The sequence below is a fragment of the Kineobactrum salinum genome, assembly GCF_010669285.1.
Lineage (GTDB): Bacteria > Pseudomonadota > Gammaproteobacteria > Pseudomonadales > Halieaceae > Kineobactrum > Kineobactrum salinum.
Window position 1 is genome coordinate 2496994 of record NZ_CP048711.1, and the last position, 26396, is coordinate 2523389.

The 26396-nt window shown below is 64.1% G+C and carries 22 protein-coding genes and 1 tRNA gene; 12 read left to right on the top strand and 11 right to left on the bottom strand.

Annotated elements, in window-relative coordinates; translation table 11 throughout:
- The first annotated feature begins 125 nt into the window (after positions 1–125).
- The 3 genes from gltB to hemE are packed head-to-tail and all read left to right on the top strand — an operon-like array spanning position 126 to position 7109.
- Positions 126–4568 carry a glutamate synthase large subunit gene (gltB, locus tag G3T16_RS10885; protein WP_163495289.1) on the top strand — a complete coding sequence of 1481 codons (4443 nt, stop codon included), beginning with the start codon at positions 126–128 and terminating at the stop codon, positions 4566–4568.
- 23 nt (positions 4569–4591) lie between these two features.
- Positions 4592–6013, top strand: coding sequence for an FAD-dependent oxidoreductase (locus G3T16_RS10890; RefSeq protein WP_163495290.1), 1422 nt, complete (start codon positions 4592–4594; stop codon positions 6011–6013).
- A gap of 25 nt (positions 6014–6038) precedes the next feature.
- A complete protein-coding gene (gene hemE, locus G3T16_RS10895) occupies positions 6039–7109 on the top strand; it encodes a uroporphyrinogen decarboxylase (RefSeq protein ID WP_163495291.1) in 1071 nt (356 codons plus the stop codon).
- A 21-nt stretch (positions 7110–7130) separates the two neighbouring features.
- On the opposite strand, the gene cysE is transcribed toward hemE, so the two are convergent.
- Positions 7131–7964, bottom strand: a complete 834-nt coding sequence (gene cysE, locus G3T16_RS10900) for a serine O-acetyltransferase (RefSeq protein ID WP_163495292.1) — start codon at positions 7962–7964, stop codon at positions 7131–7133.
- Between the two features lie 295 nt (positions 7965–8259).
- Entirely contained in the window at positions 8260–9003 is a 744-nt protein-coding gene (gene trmB / locus G3T16_RS10905) for a tRNA (guanine(46)-N(7))-methyltransferase TrmB (protein ID WP_232059038.1), read from the bottom strand.
- A 43-nt stretch (positions 9004–9046) separates the two neighbouring features.
- Here trmB and G3T16_RS10910 point away from each other — a divergent pair, with 43 nt between their 5' ends.
- Positions 9047–9778 carry an acyltransferase gene (locus tag G3T16_RS10910; protein WP_163495293.1) on the top strand — a complete coding sequence of 244 codons (732 nt, stop codon included), beginning with the start codon at positions 9047–9049 and terminating at the stop codon, positions 9776–9778.
- A 192-nt stretch (positions 9779–9970) separates the two neighbouring features.
- Here the strand turns inward: G3T16_RS10910 and G3T16_RS10915 are convergent, their stop codons facing one another.
- The 5 genes from G3T16_RS10915 to G3T16_RS10935 are packed head-to-tail and all read right to left on the bottom strand — an operon-like array spanning position 9971 to position 14174.
- Positions 9971–10957, bottom strand: a complete 987-nt coding sequence (locus G3T16_RS10915; protein WP_163495294.1) for a serine/threonine protein kinase — start codon at positions 10955–10957, stop codon at positions 9971–9973.
- Positions 10954–12039, bottom strand: coding sequence for a molybdenum ABC transporter ATP-binding protein (modC, locus tag G3T16_RS10920; RefSeq protein WP_163495295.1), 1086 nt, complete (start codon positions 12037–12039; stop codon positions 10954–10956). The genes G3T16_RS10915 and modC overlap by 4 nt, the downstream gene beginning before the upstream one ends.
- Complete coding sequence (gene modB, locus G3T16_RS10925; protein WP_163495296.1) at positions 12036–12719, bottom strand: molybdate ABC transporter permease subunit; 684 nt, start codon at positions 12717–12719, stop codon at positions 12036–12038. Before modB ends, modC begins: the two co-directional genes overlap by 4 nt.
- Positions 12710–13444, bottom strand: coding sequence for a molybdate ABC transporter substrate-binding protein (modA, locus tag G3T16_RS10930; protein ID WP_163495297.1), 735 nt, complete (start codon positions 13442–13444; stop codon positions 12710–12712). The genes modB and modA overlap by 10 nt, the downstream gene beginning before the upstream one ends.
- A 4-nt stretch (positions 13445–13448) precedes the next feature.
- Positions 13449–14174 carry a ComF family protein gene (locus G3T16_RS10935; protein WP_163495298.1) on the bottom strand — a complete coding sequence of 242 codons (726 nt, stop codon included), beginning with the start codon at positions 14172–14174 and terminating at the stop codon, positions 13449–13451.
- Positions 14175–14250: 76 nt separating this feature from the next.
- Here G3T16_RS10935 and bioB point away from each other — a divergent pair, with 76 nt between their 5' ends.
- The 7 genes from bioB (at position 14251) to G3T16_RS10970 (ending at position 21292) form a co-directional block, all read left to right on the top strand.
- Positions 14251–15297, top strand: a complete 1047-nt coding sequence (gene bioB / locus G3T16_RS10940) for a biotin synthase BioB (RefSeq protein WP_163495299.1) — start codon at positions 14251–14253, stop codon at positions 15295–15297.
- 87 nt (positions 15298–15384) lie between these two features.
- Complete coding sequence (gene bioF, locus G3T16_RS10945; protein WP_163495300.1) at positions 15385–16569, top strand: 8-amino-7-oxononanoate synthase; 1185 nt, start codon at positions 15385–15387, stop codon at positions 16567–16569.
- Entirely contained in the window at positions 16562–18148 is a 1587-nt protein-coding gene (gene bioC / locus G3T16_RS21105; protein ID WP_197911642.1) for a malonyl-ACP O-methyltransferase BioC, read from the top strand. Before bioF ends, bioC begins: the two co-directional genes overlap by 8 nt.
- Positions 18145–18822 (top strand): dethiobiotin synthase, encoded by a 678-nt coding sequence (gene bioD, locus G3T16_RS10955; RefSeq protein ID WP_163495301.1) that lies wholly within the window; start codon positions 18145–18147, stop codon positions 18820–18822. The genes bioC and bioD overlap by 4 nt, the downstream gene beginning before the upstream one ends.
- A gap of 190 nt (positions 18823–19012) precedes the next feature.
- Entirely contained in the window at positions 19013–20809 is a 1797-nt protein-coding gene (locus G3T16_RS10960) for an acyl-CoA dehydrogenase C-terminal domain-containing protein (protein WP_163495302.1), read from the top strand.
- A 92-nt stretch (positions 20810–20901) separates the two neighbouring features.
- A complete protein-coding gene (locus G3T16_RS10965) occupies positions 20902–21138 on the top strand; it encodes a DUF3094 family protein (protein WP_163495303.1) in 237 nt (78 codons plus the stop codon).
- A 77-nt stretch (positions 21139–21215) separates the two neighbouring features.
- Positions 21216–21292, top strand: a tRNA-Pro gene (locus tag G3T16_RS10970).
- 99 nt (positions 21293–21391) lie between these two features.
- On the opposite strand, the gene G3T16_RS23090 is transcribed toward G3T16_RS10970, so the two are convergent.
- The 4 genes from G3T16_RS23090 to G3T16_RS10985 form a co-directional block, all read right to left on the bottom strand.
- Positions 21392–21496 (bottom strand): hypothetical protein, encoded by a 105-nt coding sequence (locus G3T16_RS23090; protein WP_197911643.1) that lies wholly within the window; start codon positions 21494–21496, stop codon positions 21392–21394.
- Positions 21487–22365, bottom strand: a complete 879-nt coding sequence (locus G3T16_RS10975) for a transposase (RefSeq protein WP_197911644.1) — start codon at positions 22363–22365, stop codon at positions 21487–21489. Before G3T16_RS10975 ends, G3T16_RS23090 begins: the two co-directional genes overlap by 10 nt.
- A gap of 338 nt (positions 22366–22703) precedes the next feature.
- On the bottom strand, positions 22704–23654 hold the full coding sequence (locus G3T16_RS10980; protein WP_163495304.1) for a polysaccharide deacetylase family protein: 951 nt from the start codon (positions 23652–23654) through the stop codon (positions 22704–22706).
- A gap of 47 nt (positions 23655–23701) precedes the next feature.
- Entirely contained in the window at positions 23702–24499 is a 798-nt protein-coding gene (locus tag G3T16_RS10985; protein WP_163495305.1) for a glucosaminidase domain-containing protein, read from the bottom strand.
- A gap of 208 nt (positions 24500–24707) precedes the next feature.
- Between G3T16_RS10985 and G3T16_RS10990 the strand changes: the two genes are divergently transcribed.
- Positions 24708–26336 carry an ABC-F family ATPase gene (locus G3T16_RS10990; RefSeq protein ID WP_163495306.1) on the top strand — a complete coding sequence of 543 codons (1629 nt, stop codon included), beginning with the start codon at positions 24708–24710 and terminating at the stop codon, positions 26334–26336.
- Positions 26337–26396: the final 60 nt, after the last annotated feature.

A 26396-nucleotide genomic window follows, 5' to 3' on the forward strand; every position in this document is an offset into this window, starting at 1 on the left:
CCGGGAGCTGTTTGTTCCGTACAGGCCATCTGTGTAAAATAGCATCCCCCTTTTGCCCATACGCTGCCGAGGCGTGGGGTATGTCGGCGTAACCAATTGATTTTACTTATTATTCTGGACCGAGTATGAGTGCAGGCCTGTATAGCCCTGAAGAATTCCGTGACAACTGCGGCTTTGGCCTGATCGTCCATACCGCCGGCGATGCCAGCCACCGCTTGCTGCAGACAGCGATAGAGTCCCTGACCTGCATGACCCACCGCGGTGGCATCGCCGCGGATGGCAAGACCGGCGATGGCTGTGGCCTGCTGATGCAGATGCCCGACATGTTCATGCGCACCCTGGCCCGGGAGTGCTTCGATGCCGAATTGGGCGACTATTACGGTGTGGGCCAGATATTCCTCGCCCCCGACGAGGCGCGGGCAGCAGCTGCCCGCGCTGCCATGGAGCAGGCTCTGACCGACCAGGGCCTGACGCTGCTGGGCTGGCGCGTGGTGCCCACCGACAGCAGCGTATGCGGTGAGATCGCGCTGGCAGCCATGCCGCGCATCGAGCAGGTTTTTGCCACGGCCGACGGTCTGAGCCAGGATGAGTTGTCGACGCGGTTGTTTGTGGCCCGCCGCAAGGCGGAGATCGCCAACCGGGACGATCCGGAATTCTATATCTGCAGCTTGTCCGGGCGTGTCATCGCCTACAAGGGCCTGGTGATGCCGGTGGACCTGCCGCGCTTCTATCACGACCTGGATGACGAGCGCCTGGAAACCGCTATCTGTGTGTTCCACCAGCGTTTTTCCACCAACACCATGCCCAGATGGCCACTGGCGCAGCCATTCCGGCTGCTGGCTCACAATGGCGAGATCAACACGATCGATGGCAACCGCAACTGGGCCGAGGCCCGCACTGCGCTGTTCGAGACTGAGCGCCTGCCCGATATCCGCGAAATCACCCCGCTGGTGAATCGCACTGGCTCGGACTCCTCCAGTCTGGACAACATGCTGGATTTGCTGCTGACCGGCGGCGTGGACATGCCCCGGGCGCTGCGCATGCTGATCCCGCCGGCGTGGCAGAACATTGAATCCATGGACCCTGAGCTGCGCGCATTCTACGAGTACCACTCGATGCACATGGAGCCCTGGGACGGGCCCGCCGGCATCGTGCTGACCGACGGGCGTTATGCCGTGTGTCTGCTGGATCGCAATGGCCTGCGCCCGGCGCGCTGGGTCAAGACCAAGGATGGTTTCATTACCCTGGCCTCAGAGGTGGGGACCCACGGCTACCGCAGCGAGGACGTCGTTGCCAAGGGCCGGGTCGGGCCCGGCCAGATCCTGATGGTGGATACCCACACTGGCGAAGTGCTGGAGACCGAGGATATCGACAATCGGCTCAAGACCCGCCAACCCTACAAGCGCTGGCTGAAAGACAACGCCCAGCGCATTGAGGGAACCTTTGGCGGCGAGCTCACGCCCGGGATCGAGCGGGAGCAGATAAAGCAATACATGAAGATGTTCCAGGTGACCTTCGAGGAGCGTGACCAGGTGCTGCGGCCACTGGCGGAATCCGGCAATGAAGCGGTTGGCTCCATGGGAGACGATACGCCCATGGCCGTGCTGTCGCGGCATGAGCGCTCCCTGTACGACTACTTCCGCCAGAAATTCGCCCAGGTAACCAATCCGGCAATCGATCCGCTGCGGGAAAGCATCGTGATGTCGCTGGAAACGGATCTGGGGGCAGAGAAGAACATATTCTACGAGGGTCCGGAACACGCCGACCGGGTGATTCTCAGTTCGCCGGTGCTGTCCCAGGGCAAGTTCAATACCCTGCTGGGTCTGCAGCGGCCCGGTTTCGAAGTGCGGGACATCGACGCCACCTACGACCCGACAGCAATGAACCTGCAGCAGGCAGTGCTGCAGCTGGTGCAGGACGCCGAGCAGGCGGTGCGCGAAGGCAGTACCATTCTGATCATCTCGGATCGTGCCATCGACCCGCAGCGGCTGCCCATCCACAGCCTGATGGCCACTGGCGCTGTGCATCACCACCTGATCCGGCAGGGTCTGCGCTGCGACGCCAACCTGGTGATAGAGACCGCCAGCGCCCGCGATTCACACCAGGTGGCCTGCCTGCTGGGTTTCGGCGCCACCGCAGTCTATCCCTATCTCGCCTACAGTGTGCTGGAAGAGTTGATACGCGATGGCGAACTGCTGGGTGAGCCCGGCGCCTGCTACAAGAACTACCGCAAGGGCATCAACAAGGGCCTGCTCAAGATCATGTCGAAGATGGGCATCTCGGCGGTGAGCTCCTATCGCGGCGCCCAGCTGTTCGAGGCGGTGGGCCTGGCCCGGGAAGTCGTGGACACCGCCTTCTGTGGCGTGGCCTCGCGCATCGAGGGGGCGGGCTTTGCGGAGCTGGAGGATGACCAGAAGCGTGTAGCCCTGCGCGCCCGCACCCAGCGCAAACCGCTGCAGCCGGGCGGCTTGCTGAAATATATGCACGGCCAGGAGTATCACGCCTTCAACCCGGATGTCGTGACCACGCTGCAACTGGCGGTCGCCACCGGCGACTACGCCACCTATCAGCGCTATGCCGATCTCGTGAACAAGCGGCCGGTGGCGACCATTCGCGACCTGTTGACGCCGGTGCTGGCACAGCAAGCGCTGCCGCTGGAGCAGGTGGAGCCGATCGAGAGCATTCTGCCGCGCTTCGATTCCGCCGGCATGTCGCTGGGGGCACTGAGTCCCGAGGCCCACGAGGCGCTGGCGGCGGCGATGAACCGGCTCGGGGCCCGCTCGAACTCCGGCGAGGGCGGCGAGGACCCGGCCCGCTATGGCACCGAGCGCAGTTCCAGGATCAAGCAGATCGCCTCGGGCCGTTTCGGGGTGACCCCGCATTATCTGGTCAATGCCGAAGTGCTGCAGATCAAGGTGGCCCAGGGCGCCAAGCCCGGTGAGGGCGGCCAGCTGCCCGGCGGCAAGGTCAATGCGCTGATTGCCCGCCTGCGCTACTCGGTGCCGGGGGTGACGCTGATTTCGCCGCCACCGCACCACGACATCTATTCCATCGAGGACCTGGCGCAGCTGATCTTCGACCTCAAGCAGGTCAACCCGAAGGCCCTGGTGTCGGTGAAGTTGGTTTCGGAGCCCGGCGTCGGCACCATTGCCGCCGGCGTGGCCAAGGCCTATGCCGACCTGATCACCATCAGTGGCTACGACGGCGGTACCGCCGCCAGCCCGCTGACCTCGATCCGCTATGCCGGTTCGCCCTGGGAGCTGGGGCTGGCCGAAGTACAGCAGACCCTGCGCGGCAATGGCCTGCGGGGGGTTATCAGGTTGCAGACCGATGGTGGCCTGAAGACAGGCCTGGATGTGGTCAAGGCGGCGATTCTCGGCGCCGAGAGCTTCGGCTTTGGCACCGGGCCGATGGTGGCGCTGGGCTGCAAGTATCTGCGTATCTGCCATCTCAACAACTGTGCCACCGGCGTTGCCACCCAGAACGAAAAGCTGCGCGACGATCACTTCAACGGCACCGTGGAAATGGTGATGAATTTCTTCACCTTCATCGCCACCGAAACCCGCGAGTGGCTGGCCCGGCTGGGGGTGCCGTCGCTGGAGGCACTGATCGGGCGCACCGACCTGTTGCAGCGCCTGCCGGGCGAGACCGCCAAGCAGGCGCGGTTGGATCTCAGCCCCATACTGTACAAGCATCCGGATGCGGCCGGGCAGCCGGAATTTTGTCAGGTGACTGCCAACAAACCCTTCGACCGGGGCGAAACCGCCGAGGCCATGGTAGCGGCGACCCTGCCCGCGATCGAGGCGCGCAGTGGCGGCGAGTTCAGTTTTTCAGTGACCAACTGCGACCGATCCATCGGTGCCCGTCTTTCCGGCGAGATCGCCCGGCGCTACGGCAATACCGATATGGAGAGTGACCCCATCGTGCTGCGCCTGACCGGTACCGCGGGTCAGAGTTTCGGCGTATGGAATGCCGGCGGCCTGCACATGTACCTGGAGGGCGACTCCAATGACTATGTGGGCAAGGGCATGGCCGGTGGCAAGCTGGTGGTCTATCCGGCCAGGGACGCCGGGTTCCGCTCCCAGGATACGGTGATCATCGGCAACACCTGCCTCTACGGCGCCACCGGCGGCCACCTGTACGCGGCCGGCACTGCCGGTGAGCGCTTCGCCGTGCGCAACAGCGGTTGCCACGCGGTGGTGGAAGGCGCTGGCGACCACTGCTGTGAATACATGACCGGCGGCACCGTCACCGTGCTGGGTCCCACCGGGGTGAACTTCGGCGCCGGCATGACTGGTGGTTTTGCCTACGTGCTGGACCAGGATCGCAGTTTTATCGACAAGTACAACAGCGAGTTGGTGGATATCCACCGGGTCAACTCCGAGCACATGGAAGCCCATCGCAACCACCTCCGCTCCAGTATCCGCGAATTTGCGCAGGAGACCGGTTCGGCCTGGGGCGCGGAGCTGCTGGATAATTTCGAGGACTACGTGGGCAGGTTCTGGCTGGTCAAACCCAAGGCAGCCGACTTCAACCAGTTGTTGTCCCGTCTGCGGAATACCGACTAAATGCCGGAAGGCAGGAAGGGTTTATGAGAAAGCGGTTGGAAAACCATTTTCAGTTTATCGATGTCGGGCGCAACGAGCCCGACAAGAAGCTCATGCAACAGCGCACCACCGAATACGCGGAGATCTACGAGCCGTTCACCGCCGATCAGGCGGCCGAGCAGTCCCACCGCTGCCTGGAGTGCGGCAATCCCTATTGCGAGTGGAAGTGTCCGGTACACAACTTCATTCCCAACTGGCTCAAGCTGGTCAGCGAAGGCAATCTGTTCGAGGCTGCTGAACTCAGCCACCAGACCAATACCCTGCCCGAGGTGTGTGGCCGGGTCTGCCCCCAGGACCGCCTCTGTGAAGGCGCCTGCACGCTGAACGACGGTTTTGGCGCGGTGACCATCGGTTCCTCGGAGAAGTACATCACCGATACCGCGCTGGCCATGGGCTGGCGGCCGGATCTGTCCGCGGTAGTGCCCACTGGCAGGAAGGTCGCTATCATTGGCGCCGGTCCGGCGGGCCTGGGCTGCGCCGATGTGCTGGCGCGCGCGGGTGTGAAACCGGTTGTGTTTGACCGCTATCCGGAAATCGGTGGCCTGCTGACCTTTGGCATCCCCGAGTTCAAGCTGGAGAAGTCAGTGATGATCCGGCGCCGGGAAGTGTTCGAGGGCATGGGCATCGAGTTCCGCCTCAATACAGAAGTCGGCCGGGATGTCAGCGTTGCAGAGCTGCTGGAAGAGTACGATGCGCTGTTCCTGGGTATGGGGACCTATACCCCGATGCGCGGTGATTTCCCTGGCGAGAACCTGCCCGGTGTTCACAAGGCCCTGCCCTATCTGGTTGGCAATGTGAACCACAACCTGGGTTTCGAGCAGGATTCCAAGGCCTATGTGAACCTCAAGGGCAAGCGGGTGGTGGTGCTGGGCGGTGGCGACACGGCGATGGACTGTGTGCGCACCGCGGTGAGGCAGCAGGCGAAACATGTGATCTGCGCCTACCGCCGGGACGAGGCCAATATGCCTGGCTCCCGCCGCGAGGTCGCCAACGCCAAGGAAGAAGGCGTGGAATTCCTGTTCAACCGGCAACCGATCGAGATCGTCGAATACTTCGGCCGCGCCTGTGGTGTGAAAATGATCGAGACCGAGATGGGCGAACCCGATGCCGACGGCCGGCGCCGGCCGCAGCCCATTCCCGGCAGCGAGAAAGTCATGGAGGCCGATGCCGTGATCATCGCCTTCGGCTTCCAGCCCAGCCCCCCGGCCTGGCTGGAGGAGTTGGCGGTGGCAACCAATGACTGGCAGGGTGTGGTTGCCCCGGAAGAGCAGACCTACAAATTCCAGACCAGCAATCCGCGGGTGTTTGCCGGTGGCGACATGGTGCGTGGTTCGGACCTGGTGGTCACCGCAATATGGGAGGGCCGCCAGGCGGCGGAAGGCATACTCGACTACCTCGAAGTCTGAGCATGACAACAGCCAGGGAGAAACTGTGACGGAACTGAAGAACGATCGTTTGCTGCGTGCGCTGCAGCGCCAGGATGTCGACCGGACGCCGATCTGGATGATGCGTCAGGCGGGCCGCTACCTGCCGGAATACCGTGCCACCCGGGAGCAGGCCGGGTCATTTCTGGACCTGTGCAAGAATGCGGAACTGGCCTGCGAGGTGACCCTGCAACCTCTGCGGCGCTATCCGATGGATGCGGCCATCCTGTTCAGCGATATTCTGACGATACCCGATGCGCTGGGCCTGGGCTTGTATTTTGAGGAGGGCGAGGGTCCACGCTTTCGCAAAACCGTGCGCAGCGAGGAGGATCTCGCCGGCCTGACGCCCATCAGGGCCGCGGATGACCTGTCCTATGTGATGAATGCCGTGCGTACCATCCGCCGCGAGCTGTGCGGCCAGGTGCCTCTGATCGGCTTTTCGGGCAGTCCCTGGACCCTGGCGACCTACATGGTCGAAGGAGGCTCGTCGAAGGATTTCGCCCAGGTCAAGGGCATGGCCTACGATCGCCCGGAGTTGATGCACCAGTTGCTGGCCCTGCTGGCGGATGCGGTCGCGGACTACCTGACCGAGCAGGTCAACGCCGGCGCCCAGGTGCTGCAGATCTTTGATACCTGGGGCGGAGCGCTGAGCGCCGCCGGCTACAAGGAATATTCGCTGAAGTACATGCAGCGGGTGATCAGCCGTCTGCCCACAGAGGCTGACGGCCGCAAAGTACCGGTGATTGTGTTCACCAAGGGCGGCGGCCAGTGGCTGCCGGCGATAGCGGACTGTGGGGCCCAGGCAGTGGGGATCGACTGGACCACTGATATCGGGGTGGCCCGCTCCCAGGTGGGCGACCGGGTGGCACTGCAGGGGAATATGGATCCGGCGATGTTATTCGCCTCTCCGGCCCGTATCCGCGAGGAGGTGGGCTCGATCCTCAGCAGTTTTGGTCACGGTGGTGGGCACGTGTTCAATCTGGGCCACGGCATTACCCCCGGGGTCAACCCGGACCACGTCACGGCCTTCGTGGAGGCGGTGCAGGAGCTGTCGCCCCAGTATCACACGGCGCACTGACGTTCGCGGCGGTATGCAGGATCAACCCAGCTGCCGCCGTGCGGTTTCTTCTGCTTCTTCTTCCTCTGTGCAGCAAAAATGATGATCCATTTCCAGCGCCGGTGAACGGGTCGCCGGTCTGCCGACGATTTTCGCCGGCACGCCGGCCACAGTGGTATGAGGTGGCACCTCGTCCAGTACCACGCTACCGGCCCCGACCTTGGCACCGTCGCCAATGCGGATATTGCCCAGGATCTTGGCCCCGGCGCTGATCAGCACGCCGTTGCCGATTTTCGGATGACGGTCGCCATCTTCCTTGCCGGTGCCGCCCAGCGTGACAGACTGGAGGATCGACACATCGTTGCCGACCACGGCCGTCTCCCCGATCACCACGCCGGTGGCGTGATCCAGCATGATGCCGTGGCCCAGTTTGGCGGCCGGGTGAATGTCCACGGCGAATTCGGCCGACACCCGGTTCTGGAAGAACAGCGCCAGGGACTGGCGATCGCGCTGCCACAGCCAGTGCGCCACCCGGTGGGTTTGCAGCGCATGGAAACCCTTGAAATACAGAAACGGGATGTACAGCTCGTGGCAGGCGGAATCGCGGTCCTCCACGGCCAGCAGGTCTGCGCGGATGGACTTGCGCAGGCAGCTGTCGTCCTTGAAGGCCTCGAGAATGACCTCGCGCAGCAGCAAGGAGGAGGCGGTGGGGCTGTCCAGCTGATTGGCCAGGTGAAAGCTCAGCGCGCACTCAAGGTTGTGGTGGTTGAGAATGGTCGCGTGCAGGAAGCTCGCGAGGATGGGCTCTTCCGCCGCATGCTGGGCCGTTTCCCGATGAATCCGGTCCCAGACCGGATCGATTTTCTTTGTCGACATAGTAAGACCTCGCATTGAACTAGTACCCCGTCAAGATGATATTGCCGCATGCAGCGTTAAGCAGGCCGCTCTCTGCAAGGCGCGCTGGCGCAGGCATAGTGGCGCTACGTCAAGCCAGTGCAACGCGGCAGAGAGCGGCCTGCTTAGCGCCCTTCGGGTCAGCCCAACAGCGGTCCATTGCGTCGTTGTTTCCTCTCGACATAGCCCCACTATGCCTTCGAGAAAACGCCTAGCACTGGACCGCTGTTGGGCTGACTGCATGCGGCAATATCACCTTGACGGGGTACTAGACACTTTAGACCATAATGGGGGCATTCGTCACCGGGGCGGCGGCCCGGTATTGCCACAGGGGTTGGCCGCTGCGCCGGTATTTTTCCTCGAACAGCGTCAGCGATGCCTGTTCCGGCAGGCGTGCGACCCAGCCGCGGCGGCCGGCGATATGCAGCGCCAGGCCGAACTCTTCCACGTACAGTTGCCAGTTCGAGCGCAGTTCAAGCTGGCCACCCAGCGCCAGCAGCGCGCGCAGCCCGGGATGGCCGTGAATGCGGCGCTGCAGGTGGGCCGCCTTGGGCCAGGGGTTGGGGTACAGCAGGTAGTGATAGTCCAGCTGCCAGCCGCCCTGCCACAGGCGCTGCCAGATGTCCTCGCAGTCCGCCTGCAGCAGCAGGTAGCGCTCGCTCTCCGCCGTCCGCTGGTGCCTGGCCAGGCGGTGGGCGGATTTATCGATGCCCACCACCAGGTGCTCAGGGTGCTGCGCGGCCAGCAGCGCAGTGCTCATGCCGGTACCGCAGAAGGAATCCAGCACCAGCGGGCGGCCGCGGTCCAGCGCCTGCTCCAGCCTGTTCCAGGCGGCATCGTTGCGGGCCGCCAGCGGCTGCCGGTGCGGTTGCCGCAGATGACGCTGGACCACCTCCGCCAGCCGCGGGTGGGCCCCTGTTGATTGCTGGTGACCGGGCGGGATGGGGCTTGCAAGGGTGGCGGGCTCCTGTAACAGTGTCAGTCTTGCGTGCACCGGCCCCGGGGCTGGCCGCACGTCCATGATAATGGCCGCGGTGGCTGCCACCAAGGGTGGGAATTGACGTATGCACAGGGACCTGCGTCCGTACTGGCTGAAACGGGCCTACCTGTGCTTTCGCCGCTGGTACACCGAATACTTTCTGCGGCCACGCTGCAGCCACCTGGGGCCGCACCACGCGGTAATGAAACCCTGGTATGTGCACATCTCCGGCGCCAATATACATATCGGCCGCTGTTTTACCGCGATCGGCGAGCCCATGCACCGGGTCGAGATCGGCGTCTGGGGCCGCGAGCCTGGCCTGGGCCGGATCGAGATCGGTGACTGTGTGCTGCTGAGTCCCGGTTCGCGCATCTGCGCCAGCGATGAGATTGTCATCGGCGACGGCGTGATGCTGGCCAACGGCGTCTATGTCACCGATTCCGACTGGCATACGCTGTATGATCGCAACCAGCGGGCGGAGCAGCCCAGCCCGGTGCACATCGGCGACAATGTCTGGTTGGGGGATCACGCCACGGTGCTAAAGGGAGTGAGTATCGGCGCCAACAGCGTGGTGGCGGCGCGGGCAGTGGTGACCCGGGATGTGCCGGCCAACGTGGTGGTGGCCGGCAACCCGGCGCGGGTGGTGAAAGAGCTGGACCCGGCGCGGGGCTTCACCACGCGGATGGACCTGTTTGCCGATCCGGAGGGCCTGGAGGCCTTCTTTGCGGGCGTTGACCGGGAGGTATTGGCGGGCAACAGCCTGTGGCGCTGGCTGTGGTCCAGGATCTACCCGGCCTCGGCGGCCAGCGGACCCTAGAGCCAGTGGCACTTGCTTAAGGGTGTTGGGACTTCGTAGCCCGGTCGACATCCTGGGAGGGGGCTTTCGAGACACGCCGTGAATCCGTCCATGGAGGCTCGGATGCGACATCCATGTCGCATACGGTCTCGAAAGCCCCCTCCCAGGACGCCGACCTACCTCCGGAGCGAGCTAAAGCGCGTGCCATTTCTTCTATAGCAGGCTTAACGGCTCCTCCCGCAGCGCGTACAGCTGCTCCCGCAGCGCCAGCACATGGTCGCCCCAGTAGCGCTCGGTGTTGAACCAGGTAAAGCTGCGGGGAAAGGCCGGATCCTGCCAGCGCCGGGCCAGCCAGGCAGCGTAGTTGACCAGTCGCAGTGTGCGCAGCGGCTCTATCCAGCGCAGCTGCCGCGGCTGGAAGTCGAAGAACTCGTTGTAGCCCTCCACCATTTCCGACAACTGCAGCTGGCGTTCGTGGCGTTCGCCGCTCAGGCACATCCACAGGTCCTGGATCGCCGGCGCCATGCAGCAGTCGTCCAGGTCCACGAAGTGGGCGCAGTCGTCGCGCCACAGGATGTTGCCGACATGGCAGTCGCCGTGCACCCGGATCAGGTCGTCTTCGCCCACCTTACCGTAACTGTCATTGACCAGCGTCAGCAGCTCCAGCGTGATGCTGTCGTAGGCTGCCTGCAGCTCGCGGGGAATAAAATTCGCCAGCAGGAACTCCCGGTTCCCGGTCAGCATGTCGTCGACATTGAGGGTGGGGCGGTGCTCGAAGCGCGCGCTGGCGCCCACGCCGTGGATGCGGCCCAGCGTTCGCCCCAGCACCAGCAGGCTGTCCATGTTGTCCAGCTCGGGGGGATAGCCGCCGCGGCGTGGAAACAGCGCAAACCGGAAACCTTCGAAATGGTGCAGAGTGTGACCGTCCGCATCCACCAGCGGGGCCACCACGGAGATTTCCGCGTCCTGCAGTTCCAGGCTGAAACTGTGCTCCTCCAGGATCTGGGCATCGCTCCAGCGGCCCGGGCGATAGAATTTGGCGATCAGCGGCGTGGCGTCCTCGATGCCCACCTGGTAGACCCGGTTCTCATAGCTGTTCAGCGCCAGCAGCCGGGCATCGCAGGGGTAACCCGCGGATTCCACTGCGTCGATAACGCGGTCCGGTGTGAGGCGATCGTAGGGATGTTCACTGGGATTCATGTATGGCTCTCCGATAGCAGGGCGGCGCTCTTGATCTGGGCGTAGAGCGGCTCCCCCGGGCGCAGGCCCAGGGTGGACGCGGACCTGCGGGTGATACGGGCAAGCAGGAATTGCTGGCCGAAGGCCAGGCGCAGCACCATCTGGGCGCTGCCGGTCTCCTGCATCTGCTGCAGCGTGACGGGCAGGATGTTGAGAATGCTGCTGTGGGCGGGACGCTCCCGGCAGACGCTGATATCCCGCGCCGGGATACGAATCCGGCGCCACTCCCCCACTGCCGCGGGCAGATGATTGACCAGCAGCGGCTGGCCCTCGACTTCCAGCTCGGTCAGGCCGTATTCCAGATCATGGTGACGAACCTGCCCCAGCAGCAGCGCAGCGGCCTGGGGCTCCTGGGCCAGCGCCAGATCCACGCGGCCGCACAGCTCAAGCAAGGGGCCGCTGGCCTCGACCTGGCCGGCTCGCAACAGCAGCAGGTGTTCGGCAAGCTGGCTCAGCTCGGCGATATCGTGGCTGACGTAGAGCATGGGCAATTGCAGTTCGCGCTGCAGCCGCTGCAGGCACAACAGGCACTGCTGGCGGGCACCGGCGTCGAGGTTGGCCAGCGGTTCATCCAGCAGCAGCAGCCGCGGGGCGCGCAGGATCGCACGGGCGATGGCCACCCGCTGCCGCTGACCGGCGGACAGGGTGTCAGGTGCGCGTTCCAGCAAGTCCTCCAGGGCCAGCCAGCTGGCCACCTGGGAAAGCGGCGGCACCGAGCCATCGACTGCGCGCCGCGCCGCGTAGCGTAAATTGCCCTCGACGCTGAGGTGAGGGAACAGGCGCGCATCCTGGAACACGAAGCCGATATCCCGCTGCCAGGGCTGCAGGAACGTCCCCGCCTGCTGCCAGCTGTGGTGGCCGAAGCGCACCACGCTGTCGTCCTCACCCCGGCGCAGGCCGGCGATGCAGTGCAGCAAGGTGGTCTTGCCACTGCCGCTGGGACCGTAGATACCGGTGACGCCGATCCCGGGAAGACGGCAATTTACCTGCAACAGGAAGCCGTCGGCGCCGCGCAAGCGCAGGTCCAGAGTTAGCGAGCTCATGGCGTGACCCGGGAGCCGCGGCGATCGCTGCGGTACAACAGGAACAGCAGCGCCAGCGAGAACAGGACCAGTCCTCCCGCCAACCTGTGGGCCTCGGCAAACTGTAGGGTCTCCACATAGTCGTACAGGGCCACCGACAATACCCGGGTCTCGCCGGGTATGTTGCCGCCGATCATCAGGATCACGCCGAACTCGCCCACGGTGTGGGCGAAGCCCAGGCTGGCGGCAATCAGGAAACTGCGCCGGGTGAGTGGCAGCACCACCGAGCGGAACTGGTCGGCGGGGCTGGCACCGAGTGTAGCGGCGGCCTGCAGTAGTTCCCCGGGGACCCGGGAAAATGCGGTCTGCAGTGGTTGCACGACAAAGGGCAGCGAATAGATCACCGAGCCGATCACCAGGGCGCTGAAACTGAAGGCCAGCTGGCTGCCTGTCAACTGCTGCCACAGACTGCCCAGTGCGCTATCGGGTGCCAGCAATAACAGCAGGTAGAAGCCCAGTACCGTGGGGGGCAGAATCAGTGGCATGGCCACCAGGGCTTCCAGCAGTGCCGGTACCGTGCCGCGGCGACGCGACAGCCACCAGGCCAGCGGCGTGCCCAGCAGCAGCAACAGCAGTGTGGTCACCCCCGCCAGCATCACTGTCAGCAGGATCGCATCGAGTTCCGCCGGGGTCAGGAGCACGGGTCGTAACCTGCCCGCCGGATACCGGTGCCGGCCTCGGGGCCCTGCAACCAGGCCAGCAGGGCACGGGCGGCGGCCAGATCGGCGCCGCGCTGCAGCAGTATGCCCTGCTGTTCTATCGGTTCGTGCCAGCGCGCCGGGATCAGTAGACCATCGGGGGCGAGTGAGCGAGGCAGCAGTGCAAGGTCCACGCTGCCGCTGTGCCAGAACTGGAGGGCTTGCAGGACGTTGCTGCCCAGCACGCGCTTGCGTGCCGCGCCCGAGGCGAAGTCAGGCCGCGCCAGCACCTGTTCCGCAGCCCGACCGTAGGGCGCCAGCGCCGGATTGCCGATCGCGATACTGTGGGCGTGGTCTTGCAGTTGTGCGAGTTCGCCACCCACCAGCACCAGCCGCCCCCTGGCATAGCAAAAGAGAGTGTCCGCGACGCCTTCGCCACTGGCAGCCAGCGCGGCCGGCGCGACGTTGTCGGCCGCCAGCAGCAGATGAAAGGGTGCGCCGTGGCGGATCTGGTTATGCAGCATTCCGGTGGAGGCGCTGCTGAGCTCCACCTGGACCTGATGCGTGGCTGTGAAGGCAGGCAGCAGCTGTTCTTCCATCGCCGCACGGAAATTGGCGGCCACGGCCACCCGCAGTACGGTTTCGGCGGCCTGCAGCGGGGCACAACAGATGAACAGAAACAGGCACAGTAGACGCACGGCAGACCCTTGGTGACAGACGGCTGCCATTGTATCAGCCCGCGGGGGCTGGTGTGCGCGCTACGCACCACAGCTGGACCTCCTCCGCTCCCGCCCGCTTCAATGCCGCCGCCAGGGTGTTGGCGGTGGCCCCGGTGGTCATCACATCGTCGATCAGCGCGATACGCAGGCCGCTCGCATCGAAGCGCACGCCAAAGGCTGCATCCAGGTTGTGGTCGCGGGCTCGGGCGCCAAGCCTGGCCTGGGCTGGCGTGTAGCGGTGGCGAGCCAGCCGGTCGCCGCGCAGCGGTGTTGTCGCCAGCGTCGCGTTGCGGTCCTGCAATGCCTGCCCCAGCGCGGTGGCCTGGTTGAAGCCCCGCCACAACAGCCGCCGCCAGTGCAGTGGCACCGGCAGCAGCAGATCCCGGTCCGCCGGCGGGCTGACCCGGTCCAGCCACAGCTGGGCGAACAGCGCGGCCAGGCGCTGTTCGCGATGGAACTTCCAGCGCTGGATCAGCCAGGCGATATTGGGCTCGTAGATCAGTGGCGCGATGGCCCGATCCAGTGCTGGCGGATGCTGCAGGCATTGGCCGCAGACCCGCTGCCCGGCTCCCGGCGCCAGTGGCAGCGCACAACGATGACAGCAGTGGCTGTTGCATTGCAGCGCGGTGCGACAGTGGTCGCACAGTGGCAGCGGCTGATGACTGCGCAGCTTGCACAGCAGGCAGTACTGGGGAAACAGGCCCTCCAGACAGGCGTTGAAGAATCCACTGTCAACCACAATGCCTTCCTTTGGTTGACAGCATTTTCCGGTAGCTTATCATGGCCGGCCTGACTTCTTGGCCCGAGATAACACCATGACCGCTGCTAACCCTGATATTCGTCACGACTGGTCCCGCGGGGAAATCGAGGCGCTGTTCGACCTCCCGTTCAATGATCTGCTGTTTCGCGCCCACACTCTGCACCGTCGCTATTTTGACCCGAATCAGGTGCAGGTGAGCACACTGCTTTCCATCAAAACCGGCGCCTGTCCTGAAGACTGCGCCTATTGTCCGCAAAGCAACCGCTACGATACCGGTCTGGAAACCGAAAAGCTGATGGCAGTGGACAAGGTACTGGAGCAGGCACGGGCTGCCAGGGCCAGTGGTGCCACCCGCTTCTGCATGGGTGCCGCCTGGCGCTCGCCCAAGGCGCGGGACATGCCCTACGTGGTGGCCATGGTCAAGGGCGTGCGGGAACTGGGCCTGGAGAGCTGCATGACCCTGGGGATGCTGACCGGGGCCCAGGCCCGGGAGCTGGGTGAGGCGGGACTGGACTACTACAACCACAACCTGGACACCTCGCCGGAATACTACGGCGAGGTCATCACCACCCGCAGCTACCAGGACCGGCTGGATACGCTCGGTCATGTGCGCGAGGCCGGTATGAAGATCTGCAGTGGCGGCATCGTCGGTATGGGCGAGACCCAGCGCGATCGCGCCGGCCTGTTGCAGCAACTCGCAAACCTGCCGGAGCACCCCGAAAGCGTACCGATCAACATGCTGGTGCGGGTGGAGGGCACTCCGCTGGCGGCCGAGCAGGACCTGGATCCGTTTGATTTTATCCGTACCATAGCCGTCGCCCGCATCCTGCTGCCGGCCTCGCATGTGCGGCTGTCGGCCGGTCGTGAGGAGATGAATGAACAGATGCACGCGCTGGCCTATTTCGCCGGCGCCAATTCCATCTTCTACGGCGAGAAGCTGCTGACCACGCCCAATCCGCAGGCGAACGAGGACATGGCCCTGTTCGGCCGGCTGGGGATCCGGCCGGAGCAGCGCGAACTGGAGCGCCCCCCGGAGACGCCCTCCCCGGATTTCTACGACGCCACCCGCAGCAGCACACCGGCGCCGCAGACTGCCCACTAGAGTCTGCCCCGCGAAGCGCTTTGGGCAGGTCTTCGCGACCTGCCCTGGACCGCCTGGCAGGCCCTGATACGGCAAAAGAGAGATGAGATGACACCAGGTCAGCCAGTGGACCTTTTCCGGCAACGCCTGGGCGCGGTGCTGGACCAGCGCCGTGCCACAGGCCTGTACCGCCAGTGCCTGACCCTGGAGTCTGCTCAGGGCCCGCTGATACAGCTGGCCGGGCGCGAGTACCTGAACTTTTGCAGCAATGACTATCTCGGGCTGGCTGCCCACCCGCGGGTGGTGGAGAGCCTGTGCCGGGCAGCCCGGCGCTATGGCGTCGGCAGCGGGGCCTCGCACCTGGTCTGTGGTCACAGCGCCCCGCACCGGGAGCTGGAGCAGGCGTTGGCGGAATTCACCGGCCGCCAGCGGGCGCTGTTGTTTTCCAGTGGCTACGCGGCCAATACCGGCGTGCTGCAGGCGCTGTTGCAGCCCGGTGACACGGTCTTGCAGGACCGGCTTAACCACGCCTCCCTGTTGGACGGTGGCCTGCACAGTGGCGCCCGCTTCCGACGTTTTCCGCACAATGACTGCGACGCGCTGGCCCGCAGGCTGGCGCAGGCGCCCGGGCCTGCGCTGGTGGCGGTGGACGGCGTATTCAGCATGGATGGCGACAGCGCGCCGCTGGTGGAGCTGGCCCGGGTCTGCCGACAGCGGCCGGCCTGGCTGATGGTGGACGACGCCCACGGCTTCGGCGTGCTGGGGCCGACCGGCGCCGGCAGTGTCGAGGCTGCCGGTCTCGGCGAGCCCGAGGTGCCGGTACTGATGGCGACCCTGGGCAAGGCTCTGGGTACCGCCGGTGCTTTTATCGCTGGCAGCGAACTGTTGGTCGAAGCGCTGATCCAGAGCACCCGCAACTACATCTATACCACCGCGATGCCGCCGGCAGTGGCGGCGGCCAGCCTGACCGCGCTGACCCTGCTGCGCGAGGAGGCCTGGCGCCGCGACCACCTGGCGGCGCTGATCGGCCAGTTCCGGCGCGGCGCCGAGGCACTGCAACTGCCGCTGATGGACTCCGGCAGCGCGATCCAGCCGCTGCTGGTCGGGGATGCGCGGGCCGCGGTCGGGATCAGCGAGGCGCTGCGGCAACGCGGCATCCTGGTCAGCGCGATTCGCCCGCCCACTGTACCTGCGGATACTTCGCGCCTGCGCATCACTCTCAGCGCCGCCCATACGCCGGCGCAGCTGGAGCAACTGCTGCAGACGCTGGCGGACTGCTGGCCCCATGCCTGAAGCGGTGACCGGCGTCGAGTATCTGCCCGCCTCCGGCATCGCCCGGCAGGAATTGCTGTTGCTGCATGGCTGGGGCAGCGAACGCGAGGTTTGGCGCCCGCTGCTGGCCGGCCTGCGCGACTGGGCCAATGTCACGCTGGTCGACTGGCAACCACCGGCCGGGGCACTGGAGGACGCGCTGGCCGAACTGGTGGCGGAGATTCTGGCGGTGGCGCCCCCGCGTCCGATCTGCCTGGGCTGGTCGCTGGGCGGGCAGGTGGCCACGGCGCTGGCTGCGGCGGCGCCCGGGCGGGTAGCGGGGCTGGTGACGCTGGCCAGCAATCCCCATTTCTGCGCCGGGCCACACTGGCCCGGCCTGCCGGCGGACAGCTTGCAGGCATTCCGCGATACGCTGCAGGCTCGGCCGGCCCAGGCCCGGCGCCGTTTTGACGGGCTGCAGGCCAGCGGCGCCGGCAATCCACGCGCCCTGCTGCGGCAGTTGGCCGGTCTCGGCGGCCAACACAGCGGCGCCAGCCTGGCACGGGGCCTGGACTGGCTGGCACGGCTGGATACGCGGTCGCAGCTGGCGCGGCTGGATATGCCGCAGTTGCACCTGCTAGTTGACGCCGATGCACTGTTGCCAACAGCGTTGCAGCCGGCGCTGACCAGCCTGCTGGCCGACAACGCCGAGGCAGAAGTGCAGAGCCTGGGTCCCGGCTGTCATGCGGCGCCGCTGGACATCGCGCCGACGATAGCGCGAGCGCTGCGGCAGTTTGTCGATGCCAGGCTGCCGCGGCGGGCGACGGTCACCGCGGCCAGCCCGGTCGCCAAGCGCGATATCGCCGCCTCGTTCAGCCGCGCCGCACAGCGCTATGACAGCGTCGCGGCGCTGCAGCGCGATGTGGGCGAGCGTCTGCTGACCCTGCTGGATCGTGAGTCCCGGGACCCCGACACGGTGCTGGATCTGGGTTGCGGCACCGGCTATTGCCAGCCACGCCTGCAGGCCCGCTTCCCCGCCGCGCGCTATCTGGGCATGGATATCGCCGCGGGCATGCTGGAGTACGCCCGCAGCCGGCATCCCGGCGCCGCCAACTGGGCAGTCGGGGATGCCGAAGCGCTGCCGCTGGCCGCGGCCAGCCAGACGCTGGTCTACAGCAGCCTGGCCTTCCAGTGGTGCTACCGCCCCGAGCTGCTGTTTGCGGAACTGTCCCGGGTGCTGCGGCCGGGCGGGCTGTGCCTGTTCACTTCGCTGGGCCCGGCGACACTGCGGGAGTTGCGCGCTGCCTGGGCCGCGGTGGATGCGGGCCAGCACGTCAACAGCTTCATGCCCGGGGAGGCCCTGCAGCAGGCGGTGGAACGCCTGCCCGGTGTGCGCCTGGCCTGGCATACCGAGCGCGTGGTGATGCGCTACCCGCGGGTCGGCGACCTGCTGGCTGAACTGAAGACCCTGGGCGCGCACAACATGAACAGCGGCCGCTCCGGCGGGCTCACCAGCCGCCGGCAACTGGCGGGCATGGTGCAGGCCTACGAGCAGTATCGCGAACCGGCCGGACTGCCGGCCACCTACGAAGTCATTTTTGGACGCCTGGAGAAACAGTGAGCAAAGCATTCTTTGTGACCGGAACCGATACCGAGGTCGGCAAGACCGCGATCAGTTGCGCGCTGCTGCACGCGGCCCGGGCGCGGGGTCTCAGTACGGCAGCCTGCAAGCCAGTGGCGGCGGGCTGCGACGAGCGCGGCCACAACGAAGACGCGCTGGCGCTGCAGGCCGCGATGTCGCTGGATCTGCCCTATGAACAGGTCAACCCCGTGGCGCTGGGGCCGGCGATCGCCCCCCACATCGCCGCCCATCAGGCCGGACGCCAGTTGCGGGCCGCCTCGCTGGCCGGCTACTGCCGCGGTGTGATCAGTGTCGGCGCCGACTTCGTGCTGATCGAGGGTGCCGGCGGCTGGCGGGTGCCGCTGGGGCCCCGGGAAACCCTGGCTGACGTGGCCATCGCGCTGGGCACTCCGGTCATTCTGGTGGTGGCGATGCGGCTGGGCTGTATCAGCCACGCGCTGCTCACGGCCGAGGCGATCCGGGCCGACGGCCTGCAACTGGCCGGCTGGGTGGCCAACCAGGCGGGTCCCACGGAGATGGCCTGCCACCGCGAGAACCTGGATGCCCTGCGCCAGCGCATGCCGGCCCCGCTGCTGGGTGAGGTTCCCCATCTCCTTCCCTATGGTCCTGATGAGGCCGCACAACATATTGATATTTCTGGTCTTTTATTGTAAGTAATCGCTTACTATTTATTCCGGCAGTCGCCGAGGTCAGCTTCCCTTTCTGTTCCCATCAGGTTGGTAATAGACCCTCTCATCAGCAGCGGGGCATCGCAAATAACGCAAAAGCCGATTGACTTTGGCCGATATTTGAGCAGAATGTGAACAGCGAAAACATGCTGCCTCCCCATTGAGGAACACCACCATGCCAGCCTACAAAGCTCCCCTGCGGGATATCCGCTTCGTGATGAACGAATTGCTGGAATCAGAAACCCTGTATCAGGGCCTGCCCGGCTACGAAGAGGCCAGCCAGGACCTGATGGATGCCATCGTCGACGAGGGCGCCCGCTTTGCCGAGAACGTGCTGGCCCCACTGAACCAGTCCGGCGATGAAGAAGGCTGCAGCTGGACCGAGGCCGGCGTCACCACGCCCAGGGGCTTCCCCGAGGCCTACCGCCAGTTCGTGGACAACGGCTGGCCCGCCCTGGCCGCGGACACTGAATACGGCGGCCAGGGGCTGCCCAACCTGCTGGGTATCGTAGTCAATGAAATGGCCGGCACCGCCAACTGGTCCTGGCTGATGTACCCGGGCCTGAGCCACGGCGCTATCAAGACCATCGAGGAGCACGGCGACTCCGAGCAGAAACAGACCTATCTCACCCGCCTCATCGAGGGCAGCTGGACCGGCACCATGTGCCTGACCGAGGCCCACTGCGGCAGTGACCTGGGCCTGCTGCGCTCCAAGGCCGAACCGCGGGCGGATGGTTCCTATGCGATCAGTGGCACCAAGATCTTCATCAGCGCCGGCGACCACGATATGGCGGAGAACATCGTCCATATCGTGCTGGCGCGGCTGCCCGATGCCCCTCCCGGCACCAAGGGCATCTCCCTGTTCATTGTGCCCAAGTTCAAGGTCAACGCCGACGGCTCCCTCGGTGAGCGCAATGCAGTGCACTGCGCCTCCATCGAGAAGAAGATGGGGATCAAGGCCTCCGCGACCTGCGTGCTGAACTTCGATGGTGCCACCGGCTATCTGATCGGGCCGCCCAACCGCGGCCTGAACTGCATGTTTACCTTCATGAATACCGCCCGTATCGGCACCGCGGTGCAGGGCCTGGCCCACGGCGAACTCTCCTTCCAGGGTGCGCTGGCCTACGCCCGCGACCGGCTGGCGATGCGCAGCCTGACCGGCCCCAAGAACCCCGATGGCCCGGCCGATCCGATCATCGTCCACCCCGATGTGCGGCGCATGCTGTTGACCCAGAAGGCCTTTGTCGAGGGCAGCCGCGCCTTCCTGTACTACCTGGCCCAGCAGGGTGACGTGATCGACGCGGGCAGTCCGGAACAGGCCAAGGCGGCGGATGACCTGCTGGCCTTCCTCACCCCCATCGCCAAGGCCTTCGTCACCGAAACCGGCTACGAGACCGCCAACCTGGGGCTGCAGGTCTTCGGCGGCCACGGCTTCATCAAGGAATGGGGCATGGAGCAGATCGTGCGCGATGCACGTATCGCGATGCTGTACGAGGGCACCACCGGCATCCAGGCGTTGGACCTGATCGGACGCAAGGTGCTGGGTTCCGGCGGCAAGTTGTTGGCGGGCTTTACCGACATCGTCGGCGCCTTTTGCGAAGAGCACGCCGATGCGGCTGACGCCGAATTCATCAGTGTGCTGGAGGCCTACAAGGACGAGTGGCTGCAGCTGTCGCTGAAGATAGGCGAGAAGGCGATGCAGAATCCGGACGAAGCCGGCGCCGCGTCGGTGGACTACCTGATGTACAGCGGCTACGTCACCCTCGCCTATTTCTGGGCGCGGATGGCGGTACTGGCGCGGCAGAAGATCGCCGCCGCCGAGGGCGACACCTCGTTCTACCAGGCCAAGCTGATGACCGCCCGTTTCTACTTCGACCGGCTGCTGCCGCGCACCCTGTCCCATAAACAGGCCCTGATGTCCGGTGCCGACAACCTGATGCAGATGCCCGCCGCGCTGTTCGACGTGGGCTGATACCTGGCGAAGGCGTGCCAGCTTTGGCGCGCCGTGGGTGACTTTTGCCGCCGAAGTGGGGAAAATACTGTTTTTGCCACGGGAGTGCGTTGATGACCGAACAGAAGGATCAAACCCCGGCGCAGCCGCAGCCACCGTCTGAGCCGGAACAACAAAACCGGCTCTACCCGGAAGACCAGGCCAAAGTGGACGCCTTCGTCAGCCGCGGCATCAATTCCGTGGAGCGCAAGCCATTCAGGCCGCTGCGGCTACTGGTGATACTGATGGTCATCGTAGTGGGCCTCAGTCTGTTCAGCCAGCTGCTGGCGCGCTGGGCCGGCATCTACTGACGCCCGCCGCTGAGCAGTTGCGGGGGACTATTGGTTCCACCGGGCGACTCTGGTATATTTGCCGCCCCTGAAAATATCGGTGTGTAGCGCAGCCTGGTAGCGCACTTCCTTCGGGAGGAAGGGGTCGGAGGTTCGAATCCTCTCACACCGACCATTTATCAATGGGTCCTTTCCGGGGACATAGGTAACAGTTTATTCCGAGGACATAGGTGACACGGCTCTACCCAATTAACGGGGGATGGGCCGGTTTTCACTAAACCCGGTTGATGATGCCATCCCATCCACAATGGGTTAAGACCCTCAGTCGGTAATTTTCAAAGTTTCTGAACCCGTAAGCTCTCCTGGACATCATTTCCATCTTGTTATGGAAGCCCTCAGGCACGATGGTGCGCTTCCTTTGTCAGCGCACCCTATGCAGGCGGTTCTGCCTCGAGGGCATAGGGTGCGTTGAGGCACGAAACGCACCGGATAGCGGCCCTCGGGGTCGTGGTCCTGCCACGCCTTCAGAAAATGCTGATTCACGAGCCGGATGACATGGAAACGGTCTGCCACGATCATCGCATTGGGGAAGTATCGTCGGGCAATGGCGCGGTCGGTTTCGGACATATCCATGACAATAAGCCGGACGTTGTCTCGGCCGGGTAATGCCTTCAAATAGCGCCCCAGGCTGGCTTCGGAGCGCCCGAGCACCACATCAAACACCTTGTTGCGCTTGAGATCCACCAGCGTGGTGGCGTAGCCACGCTTGCGGGTAAAGAAGTGCTCATCAATGCCCAGCACCTTCGGGCAGGGCCTGTTGGCCCTCTCAGACCGCCGCAGACGGCAGTGGCTCTGATACCACCGCTCCACGGTGTCAGGACTAATGCTGTGGGTCAGTGTGAGCTTGCGCTGGGTGACACCGCCGTCGTGGGCTTCAAAGACCTCGAGCCGGAACGCTTCCGAGGCTCTGAAACGGGGTCGAACACCCTTGAAGCGGTGACGAAAATACCGTCCGCATTGCGGGCAGTGGTACTTGGGGCACGTCAGATGAAGCGTCATCACCTGATTCCCCTGGCGCGTATGCTTGAGCGTGCGTTGGTAGGTGGCCTTGATCCTGACCCCCTTGTGCTGACAATAGATGCACGCCGGCCGGCTGGTCGGCCTGGCGTAGACTTCAATACCTCGATCGCGGTCGACCCGCTCGACCTCCAGATCGGATATGCCTAGAATGTTGCCTGCGAGGGACATCGGTATTCTCCATTAAATTGATCGTCGCAAAATCAGTTTAATGAATGCCGGTGTCCCCCGTTAATGATGAAGAGCCAGTTTATTCCGAGGACATAGGTGACACTTTTGGAGCAAAGGGATTAGCCCCTACTGGCTCCACCCTGTTCTCAGTCTGGTCAAAAAAGCCTAGATCATAATCCATGAAGCTGACAAGCCAGATCTTGTCTTTGACTTCCCGTATTCCTAGCTTCCCCGTCGTCGCTAGGGGAGTTTATAGATCGTTGGCGAGATTCAGCCGGTGATGGTTTGAATCGATTGTCGCCCGGCCGCTTCATCAGCAATACCTCTCCGCGTCAACCTCAATCACCGATCCACAAGTAGGAATGCCAGTAAAACTCCCCTTTATTCTCACCCGTGGGTGCCGTGCAGTTCACCTTGTTCCGGCCGGCCTCGGTCGGTGGCAACTCAACCCGGTAGCGGGTCTCGTCGATCTTTTCCAGGGGAAGTCTTTCGCCGCGGGCAGAGAAGCAAGTGATCGTCGGGAGTTCCGAACTTGCCACTTCCAGTTGCAGTGATTGGTCGTCGCGCTTCTCATCTACTACCGGCAGCGGCTGGCTGTTGATTCCCTGCTTGAGGCGGTCGATCTCGTCATAGCCGGTGGCAATGGGGAAGCGGGGAACCTGTAGTGGATCTGTGTAGCGGCCCACTGCGCCCGATTGCTGGGCAACGCCGTGAAGCCCACGCTGTTCCAGCATGTTCTTGAGGGCGGGGTTGTATTCGCCATAGGGGTAGGCAAAGGCGGTAACTTCCACACCCAGCTCCGCCTGTATCCGCTGCCGGTTCTTCTCGATCTCGGTTTCCATCCGCTGGCGCCACTGGCTGTCGCTTTCGCCCGCTTGCCGTCGCGCCAGGTAACCATGGCTGTGGGAGTGTCCGCCGATGTCACCCCCCATCCCCAACAGTTCTTTCGCTTGTCGCCACGACATGTAGCCCTGCACCTCGTCATCGAGTGGCTGACTGGCGAGAAACACAGTAAAGGGCCAGCCCCGTTCGGCCAGCCTTGGGGCTGCCTCGGCAAACACGGAAATATAGGCATCATCGAAGGTGATGGCGACGGCGTTTTCGGGCAGGGATTTACCCGCCAGGCCCCTGGATAACAGTTCATCGAGGGGGATGACATTGAAGCCGTTGTCCGCCAGGTAATCCAGGTGCTGCACAAAGCGGCCGGGGCTCACGCTGGTGCTGGGCGGTGTGGAGTCGCTGACGTGGTGATAGAGCAGAATTACGCCGTGATCAGCGGCAGAAAGCACCGATGGAAATGCGGAAAAAACTACCAGTAAAGCCAAAAGTCGAAGCATCATGTCTGGGCTCTGCCCTCCGTCTCGCTGGTAAATTCCCGATACTGCCCGATCATTGCCTTGATCTCTCTGATATAGGCCTCCCGGCGCTCGGAGTAGTAGAGCAGACCTTCGGCCAAGGCCATGCCAGACAGACGCTCCTCAGCTTCCCGCAGTTGTGCCCGAAGCTGGCGAAACTTGAGGTATTTGGGGTGGGTATTGAGGTTGAGCATGTAGTTGGCAATGGCCTCACTCACCGAATCATAGGCCTTCAGCTCGTGGTGCTGTCCGGCGCCCCTGTTGCTGGGCACCACGCCGCAGCCGGGAGTAAAGCACCAGTGACCGAAGAGGTTGTTGGCCTGGACGGCAAACCGGGAACGGCCCCAGGCGGATTCCTTGGCCGCCTGCACCGCCGCCAGTTCCAGGGGTACAATGTCTATACGCAGCAGAAGGGTTTGAATCGTCTTCCCTGTGTCGAGCCCCTCGGGTACGCCGTAGGTCTCCGCGAGCCGGTTGAGCCGCCAGCGGTGGTAAAGGCCGATGCTGCCATCGGCCTCAAACTCTGCAGCTATTGTCTTCAGCGCGCTCCTTTGCTCGCGCAGGGCTTCATTCTGCCGCTCTACAATGGGTTCCAGATAGGAAAAGAACGCGGTTTTAAGTTCGCTGGTCTGCTCAAACCGGGAGAAATCGGGGAGGTTGCTGGAGGTATCCCGCAACATGTACCAGAGACAGGCACACACCATGAGTACCACACCGATGGCAATGGACCAGGTCCTCCTGCCAAATTGATAACGCTGTGTCTGCTCGTCTTGCTCCATTGCCTTTCTGCTGCCGGTGGTCGGGTTCGCCAGCCCTTGGGGCCGGGTTGGTGGTACGCCCTCTACCATAGCATATCCGGTACCCGCTGCCGCCGATCGGGGTACACAGCAACAAGGCAATGCTCGACTCGGCGCCCGGCAATCTGTATAGTTCGCGCCCTCTCGCGTATAAACCTCGCTCCACCCATTTTCCCCCAGGTACACCACAGTGATCAGCGCAGCAAACGTCACCATGCAATTTGGCGCCAAGCCATTGTTCGAGAATATCTCGGTAAAGTTCGGCGACGGCAACCGCTATGGCCTTATCGGCGCCAACGGTTGCGGCAAGTCGACCTTCATGAAAATCCTCGACGGCAGCCTGGCACCCAGCGCCGGCAACGTATCTATCTCGCCCAATGAGCGCATCGGCAAGCTGCATCAGGACCAATTCGCCTTCGAGCAGTACTCGGTCGTCGACACTGTGATCATGGGCCACGCCGAGCTGTGGGCGGTGAAGCAGGAGCGTGACCGCATCTACAGCCTGACGGAGATGTCCGACGAAGACGGCATGAAGGTCGCGGAACTGGAGACCCTGTTCGCGGAGATGGACGGCTACACTGCCGAGAGCCGCGCCGGCGACTTCCTGCTCGGCGCCGGCATTGGCACGGAGCTGCACTTCGGTCCCATGAGCGAGGTGGCGCCGGGCCTGAAGCTGCGGGTGCTACTGGCCCAGGCCCTGTTCTCCGACCCGGACATCCTGCTGCTGGACGAGCCCACCAACAACCTCGACATCAACACCATTCGCTGGCTGGAAGGGGTGCTGAACGCGCGCAAGAGCACCATGGTGATCATTTCCCATGACCGTCACTTCCTCAACGCCATCTGCACCCACATGGCCGACATCGACTACGGCGAGCTGCGCCTGTACCCCGGCAACTACGACGATTTCATGACCGCCTCGACCATGGCCCGCGAGCGTCTGCAGTCCGAGAACGCCAAGAAGTCTGCCCAGATCGCCGACCTGCAGCAGTTCGTTAGCCGCTTCTCCGCCAATGCCTCCAAGGCCAAGCAGGCCACCTCGCGGGCCAAGCAGATCGACAAGATCAAGCTGGACGAAGTCAAGGCCTCGAGCCGGATGAGTCCCTACATCCGCTTCCGCCAGGACAAGAAACTGCATCGCCAGGCCCTGGTGCTGGAAAACCTGGGCCACGGCTACGACGGCGAGCCGCTGTTCAGCGGCGGCAACCTGCTGCTGGAGGCCGGCACCCGGCTGGCCATCATCGGCGAGAACGGCGCCGGCAAGACCACCTTCCTGCGCTGCCTGCTCAATGAGTTGCAACCTGTGGCGGGCACGGTCAAGTGGGCGGAGAATGCCACGGTCGCGTACTGCCCCCAGGACAGCACGGAAGATTTCGCCAGCGACCTCAACCTGTTCGACTGGATGAGCCAGTGGCGCAAGCCCAGTCATGACGACCAGATCGTCCGCGCCACCCTGGGCCGCCTGCTGTTTTCCTCCGATGACTTCAAGAAGAAGGCTCGGGTCTGCTCCGGCGGCGAGAAAAATCGCCTGCTGTTTGGCAAGCTGATGATGACCGATGCCAATGTCCTGATCCTCGATGAGCCCACCAACCACCTGGACATGGAGGCCATCGAGGCCCTCAACCTGGCGCTGGAACACTACGACGGCACGCTGATCTTTGTCAGCCACGACCGTGAATTCGTCTCCTCCCTGGCGAACCGGGTTATCGAGATCAAAGGCCGCGAGCTGGTGGATTTTCAGGGCAGCTACGAGGATTATCTGGTGGAGATGTCAGGCGAGAATAGTCCGGGGCGCAGCTATGCTTCGGTGGGCGGCTGAGGCTGCTCACTGGTCCCGCTCCGGGGCAGTCCCTCCCGGCTGCTTGACACCAGTGTGTGG

Coding starts and splice junctions, on each gene's coding strand:
- G3T16_RS10890 (WP_163495290.1), top strand. CDS start 4,592: ATGAGAAAGCGGTTGGAAAACCATTTTCAGTTTATCGATGTCGGGCGC.
- bioB (WP_163495299.1), top strand. CDS start 14,251: ATGACCGCTGCTAACCCTGATATTCGTCACGACTGGTCCCGCGGGGAA.
- G3T16_RS10915 (WP_163495294.1), bottom strand. CDS start 10,957: ATGAATCCCAGTGAACATCCCTACGATCGCCTCACACCGGACCGCGTT.
- bioF (WP_163495300.1), top strand. CDS start 15,385: ATGACACCAGGTCAGCCAGTGGACCTTTTCCGGCAACGCCTGGGCGCG.
- G3T16_RS23090 (WP_197911643.1), bottom strand. CDS start 21,496: ATGGAAATGATGTCCAGGAGAGCTTACGGGTTCAGAAACTTTGAAAAT.
- modA (WP_163495297.1), bottom strand. CDS start 13,444: ATGGCAGCCGTCTGTCACCAAGGGTCTGCCGTGCGTCTACTGTGCCTG.
- cysE (WP_163495292.1), bottom strand. CDS start 7,964: ATGTCGACAAAGAAAATCGATCCGGTCTGGGACCGGATTCATCGGGAA.
- gltB (WP_163495289.1), top strand. CDS start 126: ATGAGTGCAGGCCTGTATAGCCCTGAAGAATTCCGTGACAACTGCGGC.
- G3T16_RS10960 (WP_163495302.1), top strand. CDS start 19,013: ATGCCAGCCTACAAAGCTCCCCTGCGGGATATCCGCTTCGTGATGAAC.
- G3T16_RS10910 (WP_163495293.1), top strand. CDS start 9,047: ATGCACAGGGACCTGCGTCCGTACTGGCTGAAACGGGCCTACCTGTGC.
- G3T16_RS10985 (WP_163495305.1), bottom strand. CDS start 24,499: ATGGAGCAAGACGAGCAGACACAGCGTTATCAATTTGGCAGGAGGACC.
- G3T16_RS10975 (WP_197911644.1), bottom strand. CDS start 22,365: ATGTCCCTCGCAGGCAACATTCTAGGCATATCCGATCTGGAGGTCGAG.
- G3T16_RS10965 (WP_163495303.1), top strand. CDS start 20,902: ATGACCGAACAGAAGGATCAAACCCCGGCGCAGCCGCAGCCACCGTCT.
- modC (WP_163495295.1), bottom strand. CDS start 12,039: ATGAGCTCGCTAACTCTGGACCTGCGCTTGCGCGGCGCCGACGGCTTC.
- trmB (WP_232059038.1), bottom strand. CDS start 9,003: ATGGACGTGCGGCCAGCCCCGGGGCCGGTGCACGCAAGACTGACACTG.
- bioC (WP_197911642.1), top strand. CDS start 16,562: ATGCCTGAAGCGGTGACCGGCGTCGAGTATCTGCCCGCCTCCGGCATC.